At 38.1% G+C, this 8,532-nt stretch carries 8 protein-coding genes and 1 pseudogene; 7 read left to right on the top strand and 2 right to left on the bottom strand.

The window, feature by feature from the left end; translation table 11 throughout:
* Positions 1-796, bottom strand: a 796-nt coding sequence (locus P8M52_RS02895; protein ID WP_300307045.1) for an FtsW/RodA/SpoVE family cell cycle protein, incomplete at its 3' end; no start/stop codon positions are given.
* A gap of 143 nt (positions 797-939) precedes the next feature.
* Between P8M52_RS02895 and P8M52_RS02890 the strand changes: the two genes are divergently transcribed.
* The 7 genes from P8M52_RS02890 to P8M52_RS02860 are packed head-to-tail and all read left to right on the top strand — an operon-like array spanning position 940 to position 6,199.
* Positions 940-2,526 (top strand): ABC-F family ATPase, encoded by a 1,587-nt coding sequence (locus P8M52_RS02890; RefSeq protein ID WP_300307042.1) that lies wholly within the window; start codon positions 940-942, stop codon positions 2,524-2,526.
* A gap of 4 nt (positions 2,527-2,530) precedes the next feature.
* Positions 2,531-3,310 carry a YihY family inner membrane protein gene (locus P8M52_RS02885; RefSeq protein ID WP_300307039.1) on the top strand — a complete coding sequence of 260 codons (780 nt, stop codon included), beginning with the start codon at positions 2,531-2,533 and terminating at the stop codon, positions 3,308-3,310.
* A gap of 45 nt (positions 3,311-3,355) precedes the next feature.
* A complete protein-coding gene (locus P8M52_RS02880; RefSeq protein WP_300307036.1) occupies positions 3,356-3,955 on the top strand; it encodes a riboflavin synthase in 600 nt (199 codons plus the stop codon).
* The gene (ribBA, locus tag P8M52_RS02875; protein WP_300307033.1) at positions 3,952-5,031 is read left to right on the top strand and encodes a bifunctional 3,4-dihydroxy-2-butanone-4-phosphate synthase/GTP cyclohydrolase II; all 1,080 of its coding nucleotides are present in this window, start codon (positions 3,952-3,954) and stop codon (positions 5,029-5,031) included. Before P8M52_RS02880 ends, ribBA begins: the two co-directional genes overlap by 4 nt.
* A gap of 9 nt (positions 5,032-5,040) precedes the next feature.
* Positions 5,041-5,544 carry a 6,7-dimethyl-8-ribityllumazine synthase gene (gene ribH / locus P8M52_RS02870; RefSeq protein ID WP_300307030.1) on the top strand — a complete coding sequence of 168 codons (504 nt, stop codon included), beginning with the start codon at positions 5,041-5,043 and terminating at the stop codon, positions 5,542-5,544.
* 3 nt (positions 5,545-5,547) lie between these two features.
* Positions 5,548-5,973 carry a transcription antitermination factor NusB gene (gene nusB / locus P8M52_RS02865; RefSeq protein WP_300307027.1) on the top strand — a complete coding sequence of 142 codons (426 nt, stop codon included), beginning with the start codon at positions 5,548-5,550 and terminating at the stop codon, positions 5,971-5,973.
* Positions 5,957-6,199, top strand: a complete 243-nt coding sequence (locus P8M52_RS02860) for a (2Fe-2S)-binding protein (RefSeq protein WP_300307024.1) — start codon at positions 5,957-5,959, stop codon at positions 6,197-6,199. Before nusB ends, P8M52_RS02860 begins: the two co-directional genes overlap by 17 nt.
* A 41-nt stretch (positions 6,200-6,240) precedes the next feature.
* Here P8M52_RS02860 and metH read toward each other — a convergent pair.
* Positions 6,241-8,532: pseudogene (gene metH, locus P8M52_RS02855) on the bottom strand (methionine synthase); the annotation flags it as partial.

Genomic DNA, 8,532 nt, shown 5'->3' with positions numbered 1-8,532 from the left:
CAGTATGTGGCTCAGGTAATTTTGAATATTTTTGAATACCATTGCCTAGCCCAACTCCTGTCCAATCGCCCCTTGCAATACCGATTAGGGCTTGTTTAGTTTGGTAGACTTTTTCACTTTCATTCATCCATAGGTCAATTTGCCAGAATTCTGTCATTCTCTGCCAACGCACACCACCGTTTAAGCCGTCAATGTAAAGCCAAGTGCCAGTAAGGCTGATTAGTCCGCTACCTACGTAAGTTAATTGCTTTAAATACACGCCTGCAGCAAAAAGCATGATGAGTGCGGTTAAAGAAATAAGAATGGTAGCGCCTAAATCCATTTCTAATAGTAGCAAAATGGCCGCAGAAGAAATAATAATTAAGGTTTTAACAAGCCCCATCCAAGGTTTTTTTACATCTTTTTCATGGCGGATTAGAAAATCAGCCATGTATAAAATCATGGCAATTTTCATCATTTCTGAGGGTTGGAATTTAAACACTACGAAGTTAATCCAACGTGTGGAGACATTAACGGTTCTGCCTATAGGTTCAGGTAAGAACACCAAGGCCAAACAAACTAAGGTAAAAATAAAAAATGCCTTGGCATGTTTTTGATAAAAATATAAAGGGATTTTTAAACAAGTGTAAGCCAGCACTAAGCCAAGTGAAATAAAAAAACTTTGCCTAATGAAATAGCCGTAATTCTCAAAATGACCGAGTGAGGCGGAAAATGACATAATCCAGCCAAAAGTCAGTAAAAGTAAAATAGCAATGGTGAGATTTTTATCGGGTAATTGGCCAGTTTTTTCAAACATTTATTTACAATTTTTCTTTAAATTTAGCCATTATTTTATACGTCAACAGAACATTTACACATCCTAATCTATCCAATATTTGGCTTAGTTTTCAATTGGTATTATGGGATAATAGTTGTTTTTCAAAAACCTAGTCTTGACTTATGATTTCTACTGCTAATATTACCATGCAATTTGGTGAAAAACCTTTATTTGAAGATATTTCTACTAAGTTCCAAGGTGGCAACCGCTACGGTTTAATTGGTGCGAATGGTTGTGGTAAATCAACCTTTATGAAGATTTTAACGGGTGAGTTAAAGCCTTCTAACGGCACAGTTAGCATTAGTGATGGTGAGCGACTTGGAATTTTGCGTCAGGATCAATTTGCCTATGAAGAGTTTCGTGTTGTTGATACGGTAATCATGGGCCATGAAAAGCTTTGGGAAGTCAAAAAAGAAAGAGACCGTATTTACGCTTTGCCAGAAATGAGTGACGAAGATGGTATTAAGGTTGGCGAATTGGAAATGGAATTTGCCGAAATGGATGGCTATATGGCTGAATCTTCTGCCAGTGAATTGTTGTTGGGTTTAGACATCCCTGAAGAGCAGCATTACGGCCTAATGAGCGAGATTGCACCGGGCTGGAAGTTGCGTATTTTGCTTGCCCAGGCATTATTTTCTAATCCTGAAATCTTATTATTGGATGAGCCAACAAACAACTTGGATATCAACTCTATTAGTTGGCTGGTAGATGTTTTAAATGATCGTAAAGCTACTATGGTGATTATCTCTCACGATAGACACTTCTTAAACGGTGTGTGTACGCATATGTCAGATCTTGACTATGGTGCGCTAAATACCTTTCCAGGAAATTACGATCAATTTATGATCGCTGCAACAGCCATCCAAGAAAAAATGCAGAATGATAATGCCAAAAAAGAAGCTAAAATTAAAGAATTAAAGCATTTTGTTTCTCGATTCTCTTCTAATGCCTCTAAAGCTAAGCAAGCTACATCGCGTCAAAAGCAACTCGAAAAAATTGAGCTTGATGATATTAAGCCGTCTTCAAGAGTCAGTCCTTATATTATTTTCAATCAAGAAAACAGATTGCACAGAAATGTTTTGGAAGTTGAAGGGCTTAATAAAAGCTTTGACGATCTGCATGTACTTAAAAATATTGAGTTTTTGTTTGAGGTTGGTGAGCGTGTTGCGGTTATTGGTCAAAATGGTATTGGTAAAACCACTTTATTGCGTACTTTAGTTGGTGAACTTGAGGCTGATAAAGGCAAGATTAAGTGGAGTGAAAACATTAATATTGGTTACTATGCTCAAGACCATAGTGCTGATTTTGAAGAAGATATGACAGTGCTTGATTGGATGATGCAATACAAGCAAACCAAGCAAGATGTACAGGACATGAGAGGTGTTTTAGGAAAGATGTTGTTTGGTAAGGATGATATTATCAAAAGCGTGAAATCATTGTCTGGTGGCGAGAAGGGTAGAATGTTGTTTGGTAGATTAATGCTCCAACAGCCTAATGTCTTAGTGATGGACGAGCCAACCAACCACTTGGATATGGAATCAATCGAGGCACTTAACCTCGCATTAGAGAATTATGAGGGTACACTTATCTTTGTGAGTCACGATAGAGAGTTTGTCTCTTCTTTGTCTACCAAGGTAGTAGAGCTTAAAGAAGATGGCATGCATTACTATTCTGGCAACTATGAGGATTACTTAAAATCACAAAAATAAGCCTATGATTACAGCAGTATTGAAAAGATTTGTCGAGCGTCAAGGTTTCGATTCAGCTTCAATATTGTCATTTAGTGCTTTATTTGCCGTTGTGCCTGGTTTGGCTTTAGGTTTAAGTGTTTTTTCACTGTCTCCTTATTTTTATGAACTGCAGCAATATCTTGAGCAGTTTTTATTTAATCAAGTGCTACCGCATAATTATGATGCGGCTACCAATTACATTCAGCAATTTATTAATCAAGCCCAATCTTTAAAAGGTGTTAGCTTCGGTTTTTTGCTTTTCGCTGTTATGCTGATGCTATATGAGATAGATAAACGCATTAATCTAATTTGGCATGATGCACATCATCGTCATTGGATGCAAGGCTTAATTTCATACTTATTTGTTTTATTTTTAGGTCCAATATTTCTAGGTGCGTCGCTATTTTTAAGTTCGTATGTTGTGGCCTCCGATGTATTTAATCAGCTGCCAGTGGTTGATTACACGCCCATTTTTGCACCACTGATATTATCAAGTATCGGTTTTTCAATTTTGTATTATGTGGTGCCTTTGGAAAAAGTTAGGTACATGAATGCACTTAAAGCAGGCGTTATTGCGGCGTTATTGTTAGAGTTGATCAAATATGCCATGTTTGTTTATGTTCAATATTTTCCAGTTTACGAATTTATATATGGTGCACTATCAATTTTATTATTCTTAATGATATGGATTTATTTAGCCTGGTTAATTGTATTACTAGGCGCTAGTTTTTGTTATTGTTTTGAAAACAAAGAGATAATGTAGCAAATAGCGTAAAATTAGCATTCTTTAATATAGCTAATATTTCCTATGTTCACAGGTATTATTCAAGCCATTGGCCAAATCAAAACTAAAGTCGCCTATGACAAAGGCGCTGTATTTAGTTTTAGTACAACTGATTTAGACTTCTCTGATGTTGCTATTGGCGATAGTATTGCTGTTAATGGTGTTTGCCTTACAGCAATTGAAATCGGCCAAGATTTTTTCAAAGCAGATGTCTCTCAAGAAACGCTAGATTGTTCAATCTTTGCTCAGTTAGGGCAAGGTAGTCAAGTTAACCTTGAAAAAGCCTTGAGACTTAATCAAGGGATTGACGGACATTTAGTCAGCGGGCATGTCGATGGCATTGCCCAGGTAAGTGAACGATATAATGAAGGAGAATCAACACGTTTTAAGATTAGTGCGCCTGATAATTTGGTAAAATACATTGCTAGAAAAGGCTCTGTATGTATTAACGGTGTTAGTTTGACGGTTAATAGTATTGTTGATAATATTTTTGATCTCAATATTGTTCCTCATACGTTAACAGCGACAACCTTAGGTGAATTACAAGTGGATAGCCAAGTCAATCTAGAGGTTGATATTATTGCGCGCCATTTAGAACAATTATTAACGAGTAAACAATCATGATGAAAGCCACAACTGAAGAAATCTTAGAAGATTACAAACAAGGCAAAATGATCATTCTTATGGATGATGAAGATCGAGAGAATGAGGGTGACTTAATCATTCCTGCCGCCACTTGTACTAAAGAAGATATTAACTTTATGGCAACACATGGCCGTGGTTTGATCTGTTTGACACTAACTCAAGAGCGTTGTAAACAGCTTAATTTACCACTCATGGTGGCACAAAATAATGACGCTAATGGTACTAACTTTACTGTGTCGATTGAAGCAGTAGAAGGAGTAACAACTGGAATTTCAGCAGCAGATAGAGCCAAAACTGTTTTAGATGCGGTGGCAAAAGATGCGACACCGGCCGATATTGTACAACCGGGCCATATTTTTCCTCTAATGGCGCAGCCTGGCGGTGTATTAATTCGTGCAGGTCATACTGAAGCGGGTTGTGATTTGGCGCGTCTATCTGGTTTTGAGCCCGCATCCGTTATTGTTGAAATTTTGAACGAAGATGGCTCTATGGCGCGTCGTGACGATCTTGAAATTTTTGCCGAAAAACATAATATTAAGTGGGGCACAATTGAAGATTTAATTTCTTACCGCATTGAGAATGAAAAAACTATTGAACGTATTAATGAGCGTGAATTTAAGACCGAGCACGGTTCATTCAGATTAATTTCATTTTTAGACAGTATCTATAATGAGACACATTTAGCGTTAGTTAAGGGTGAAATTAAGAGCGATAAAGATGTGTGTGTTCGTGTACATATGGAAGATACGCTTAAGGATGTTTTGCAAGAAAATTCAAACAGCTTTAATGTGAATGATGCATTAAAGCATATCTCCAAATCTGATAGCGGTGTGTTCTTATTGCTTAGAAAGCAAACTGACAAATCTATTCTGAAAAATATTGACAATACCAATCGCGATTCTGGTGGTAATGATATTAAAACTTATGGCGTTGGTGCGCAAATCCTATCTGACTTGGGCGTTAAAAAAATGAGAATTCTTGGTTCTCCAAGAAAATTACATGGTTTAAAAGGCTTTGGTTTAGAAGTCAGCGAATATGTAGCAATGAAAAAATAAAGGATCCTAATGAAATTTCAATTTGATAAAAATGCAAACAGTGACTTTTTACAAGATAGTAAAGTTGCCATTATTGTTGGTTACTTTTACCAAGATATTGGTGATAAATTACTAGCTGCAGCAGAAGAAACGTTAGATAAATACGGCATCGATAAAAACAATGTTAACGTATTTTATGCACCAGGTGCATTTGAGATTCCATTATTGGCTAAGCGTCTTGCTGCACAGCAAGATGGTGGTAAAAATTTATACGACGGCATTGTAACTTTGGGTGCAGTAATCAAAGGCGAAACTCCACATGACGTGTATGTTTGCAACGAGTGCTCTAAAGGCATTGCAGAGGTGTCTTACCAGTATGAAATCCCTACTACTTTTGGTGTACTTACCACACTAAATATGGATCAAACTGTTGGTCGCGCGGGTGGCTACAAAGGTAACAAAGGCGAAGAAGCTACTATGGCTATGATTGAAATGCTTTATTTAATGAAGCAAGCCGATAACCAAACATTTTAAACTATGGCATTTAAAACACCAAAGCAACGCTCTCGCGAGCGTGTTGTTCAGGCAGTGTACCAGTACCTAGTTTCAGGTGGTGAGGTATTACAAATTGAGCAACAATTTTTAAATCAAAAAGAAGGTAAGATTTCTAAAGCATTCTTTTCGAATTTATTTATCAATATCTTAAAAAATAGAACGTCACTTGATGAGTTAATTGCGCCAACTATTTCTAGAGAAACAGATGAGTTAGGCTCTGTTGAGCATGCCATTCTTTATCTGGGTGCCTACGAATTGCAAAATAGCATTGAAGTTCCCTATAAAGTCGTTATTAATGAAGCACTTGAGCTTACTAAGCTATATGGCGCCGAGGGCGCTTTTAAACTTATTAACGCCTCATTAGATCAATTAGCCAAAGAGTTGCGTAGCATTGAAGTTAACGCCTAATATTGTTCCTAATCCTTTGGATAAACTTCCAGAGGTTCTTAAGCAAAATCTAAAACGCAATCTGTGCGTCTGCAATGAAGTTAAGAAAATGGATGTTATTAATGCCATTGCTAATGGCGCAACTACAGTCATGAAGGTTAGAGAGCAAACTTTTGCTACTGGTGGAAATGGCTGTTGCACACGCCAAGTAGAACGTTTGATCGAGTGCATACATGCATCAGATTAATACTAACCAATAGCGATGCCATTGTAGCAAAAATCCAATGATTAATCGAAATTAGAAGAAAGTAATCTTTCTGCCTGTTCTATTGAAACACCTTTTCTACTTGCATAATCTTTCAACTGCTGTTGATTGATTTTTGCAACACCAAAGTATCTTGATTCCGGGTGGGCAAAGTACCAGCCACTAACTGATGCTGTTGGCAGCATTGCATATGAGCTAGTAAGCGTCATGCCTGTGTTTTTTTCTACATCAAGCAATGCCCATATCTTTTCTTTTTCACTGTGCTCTGGACAAGCAGGATAACCAGGTGCCGGGCGAATGCCACGATATTTCTCTTCAATGAATTCATCATTATTAAAGTCTTCATCACTATAGCCCCATAGCTCAGTACGGAATTTGTAATGCATCATCTCAGCAAAGGCTTCAGCAAAACGATCGGCCACCGCTTTAATCATGATTGAGTTGTAATCATCGTGATCAGCCTCATAAGCTGCCACTAAAGGATCAATGTTAATGCCGGCTGTTACTGCAAAGGCACCCATATAATCTTGCACGCCACTGTCTTTAGGGGCGATAAAATCACTCAGACAATAGTTTGGTGTATTACCTTTTTTATCGAGCTGTTGACGTAGCTGATTGAGCGTCATTAATGGCTTGCCGTGCTCATCAGTTAACTCAATATCTTCATTGACGCTATTAGCTGGAAAGATGCCTACTACTGCATTGGCCTGAAGTAACTTCTCATCAATTACCTTTTGAAACATGGCTTTTGCATCTTTAAACAGTGCTGATGCAGATTCACCCACCACTTTATCAGTGAGAATATCAGGGAACTTGCCAGCGAGCTCCCAAGTTCGGAAAAATGGGACCCAGTCAATGAATCTAAAAATTTCATTTAGATCGTAGTCTTCAAATACGTGAATACCCAGTTTTTTTGGTGTGGTGATTTGATCAAATTTGAGTTTAGGTTTATTATTTCTAGCCGCTTCAAGACTTAAAAGTTTTGTTTTGCCTTTGCTTGCACGTCTTACTCGCACTTTTTCGTACTCTTCTTTGGTGTTTTCTACCAAGGCTGGTTTTAGCTCATTAGACAATAGTGAAGTAGCAACACCAACTGCTTTAGAGGCATCTTTAACATAGAACACACCTTTGTCATATTGCGGTTCAATTTTTACTGCTGTATGTGCAATTGAGGTTGTAGCGCCACCAATAAGTAGTGGCAGCTCAAAGCCTCGGCGTGTCATCTCTTTGGCGACAAATACCATTTCATCAAGTGACGGTGTAATTAGGCCTGAGAGGCCGATAATATCAACATTCTCTTTGATGGCAGTCTCAAGGATGGTTTCAGCAGGCACCATCACGCCAAGATCAATAATCTCGTAGTTGTTACAAGACAGTACCACGCCAACAATATTTTTACCGATGTCGTGCACGTCACCTTTAACAGTGGCCATTAAGATTTTGCCCTGAGTCCTAGCGCCACAGTCTTGCTTTTCAGCTTCCAAGAACGGATCTAAATAAGCAACTGATTTTTTCATTACTCGAGCAGATTTAACCACTTGCGGTAAAAACATCTTACCGTCGCCAAATAAATCACCAACAACATTCATTCCGTCCATTAACGGACCTTCAATGACGAGAATAGGGCGTCCAAGTTTGTCCAGGGCTTCTTGAGTATCTTCATCGATAAACTCGGTGATGCCTTTCACTAGAGAGTGCTCTAAGCGTTTTTCAACTGACCAAGTACGCCATTCCAAATCTCTTTTATTCTCTTGGGCTTCGCCAGTGCCTGAAAATTTTGGTGCAAGATCAACTAAACGCTCACCAGCTTCTTCATCGCTATTAAGCACGACATCTTCTACCGCTTTTTTCAACTCTGGATCAATATCGTCATAAACCACTAGCTGGCCTGCATTTACAATACCCATGGTCATGCCAGCTTTTACTGCATGGTATAAGAATACTGAGTGAATTGCTTCACGCACTGGATTGTTACCTCTGAAAGAGAAGGAAACATTTGATACACCACCCGATATTTTTGCAAAAGGTAAGTTCTTAGTAATTTCACGGGTAGCTTCAACAAAATCTACACCGTAGTTGTTGTGCTCTTCAATACCAGTTGCTACTGCAAATATATTCGGATCAAAAATAATGTCTTCAGGCGGAAAGTTGACTTCGTCTACTAAAATGTTATAGGCTTCAGTACAAATTTCAATTTTGCGTTCTTGAGTGTCCGCTTGGCCAACTTCATCAAAAGCCATGACAATAATTGCCGCACCATAGCGTTTACACAAGTTAGCATATTTAATAAAATTATCTTTACCTTCTTAAAGAGA

Origin of the sequence: Candidatus Thioglobus sp. (assembly GCF_029243085.1) — a bacterium.
Classification (GTDB): domain Bacteria; phylum Pseudomonadota; class Gammaproteobacteria; order PS1; family Pseudothioglobaceae; genus Thioglobus_A.
This window is presented reverse-complemented; position numbering and strand designations above follow the sequence as displayed.